Here is a 1,972-nt window from a genome sequence, read left to right as displayed (position 1 = left end):
GGGCACATTGCTAGGCGTGACCTTTGGTATCGTCGGGCAGCTCATTTTGTATGATTGGTCAGATACTTTGCTGTTTATTGTGCCGTTACTTTGGATTGGCGCGATGATCTTCAGTTACATGCATGTGAAAGAATCCAGTGGTTCAGGTGCTGGCTTTGGCGGCCTCACTACTTTAGGGATCTTATTCGGACAGTATCTCGCGCCCGATGGTGACCTGATTTTTAGTGCTTTGTATCGAGTCAGCAGCATACTGTTTGCCATCGTGGTCACTTTGCTTGTTACTTATGCCGTGCATCGGTTACTCAACAGCTTTGCCGCCACGCGCTTTAGCCAATCATAGCCTTGACGCGCCTCAGTTTACTAAATCATACGTTGCTGGTCAGAAAGGACTGTTCCAGCAACTTGGTTTTCAAATCTTCAGTCATAGTAATGGGTTGCTCGAATCGAATGCCTATCACCCAGCCTTTGGGTTGCTTCTTTATATTGGCGATCAAGCAAGGATTTTCCTCTCCTATATGAATGCTAAGAGGTGATACCACCGAAACTCGGTCTCCAACCTTAAACTCAGGTTCAATAAAGGTCTGAACACCGACGCCTGCCAGTGAAAAATCAACCAAACTGCCGTCATAAATATTGCCGCTGTGATCGATGGTACAGTCCATTTGTAGCTTGTAACGCTCGTGCTCTCTAACAGGCTTAGTTGCAAACGTACCGGGTATGCGAATAAAGAGCAGAGGGGAAGGGCGAACGGCTGTCATTAGTACACTGGATTTAAAAGCCAACACGTGACCAAGCTCAGTGTCGGAAACGCCGCGTACAATCACATCGGCGTTATGCAGTTTTCTCATCACTTGATCTTCGAGCAATCGCATCGGAATATCGAGGATCAAATAAGAATTTTCTTTTATTCCTAAATAAACGGTTGAGTAGCTGAATTTATCTTTTGGCCCAAATTCGAAGTTAATCGAGAGTTTCATCCCTGGTTTGAGGAATTTATGCAGTACATCTTTCGTATGAGTTGCTGGCATAAGATCTGAGGTTCCAATTTCTGATTGAAAAGAGGCTACCAAAACGCCGTTTTACTCATCAAGTGTGGTTTATAAAAGTTTTTGTCAATTAATCGCTATCTGTGAAGTGGTGGGCGATAAGTTTGAGTAAGTTCATGCTTCATAAAGATTTGGCTGGCGACCACGCTACCGCAAGTCACCAGAATTAACGCGATCCAAGTTAGCGAATCCGGTTGTTCGCCAAAGATTGGAACGGCAAGCAACGTTGCGACAACGGGAGTGAGAGACCCAAATGCGGCGCTGGCTTCAGCGCCAATGATTTTTATGGCATAGATAAACGTAAACGATGCGATAAGCCCTGCGCCGACACCTTGTAACATTGCATGGCTAAACAGCTCCTCCCAAGGCCAACTGGAGAGAGGCGTTACCGCTAAATAACTGTCTATCCAACCGAACCCGACTGCGATGATAAGCATAAGTAACGAGACAATGGCGACAAAACCCGCGCATACATAAGCGTTGAGGTTGGCTACGCGTGCACTGATAGTAAAAACCGCCCACATCAAGCTGCCAACTAAAAACATCGCGTGCCCTTGAAGTTGAGACCAGTTGTATTCCTCCCCGATATTAGATAGCAGAAACACAAAAATACCCAGCAGTACGGTGGAAAGACCAATAATGCGGTGATGACTCAGCGATTGTTGATAGAACAAGACTGCAATGGCAGAAACAAACAAAGGCAACGTGCCAGGTATTAAGGCGCTACCATGCGCGACGGGAGCGAAATGCATGGCAGTGCCCGCTACAAGTAAATAAGGTAAACCGCTACCCAAGACAATACCAGTAAGGTATTTGTTGGGAACGGCTTTTAGGGCGGCTTTATGTTTCATTACAAAAGGCAACAAGATTAGGCTAGGAACGAGAAAGCGCACCAAAGCAATATCAGCAGGTTGTAGTGCCGAAAT

Annotated in this window: 2 protein-coding genes and 1 pseudogene; 1 reads left to right on the top strand and 2 read right to left on the bottom strand. The window is 45.9% G+C overall.

Going from position 1 to position 1,972, the window contains the following annotated elements; genetic code table 11:
• Window positions 1-340 (top strand): annotated as a pseudogene (locus tag R8269_RS23605) (1,4-alpha-glucan branching protein); the annotation flags it as partial.
• 25 nt (window positions 341-365) lie between these two features.
• Here R8269_RS23605 and R8269_RS23600 read toward each other — a convergent pair.
• Window positions 366-1,028 carry a flagellar brake protein gene (locus R8269_RS23600; protein ID WP_005499292.1) on the bottom strand — a complete coding sequence of 221 codons (663 nt, stop codon included), beginning with the start codon at window positions 1,026-1,028 and terminating at the stop codon, window positions 366-368.
• 95 nt (window positions 1,029-1,123) lie between these two features.
• Window positions 1,124-1,972, bottom strand: an 849-nt coding sequence (locus R8269_RS23595) for a DMT family transporter (RefSeq protein ID WP_318222701.1), incomplete at its 5' end; no start/stop codon positions are given.

This window comes from Vibrio sp. Vb0667 (assembly GCF_033391095.1).
The sequence above is the reverse complement of the archived record's forward strand: the minus strand, read 5'-3'. Positions and strand labels throughout refer to the sequence as shown.

Coding starts and splice junctions, on each gene's coding strand:
- R8269_RS23600 (WP_005499292.1), bottom strand. CDS start 1,028: ATGCCAGCAACTCATACGAAAGATGTACTGCATAAATTCCTCAAACCA.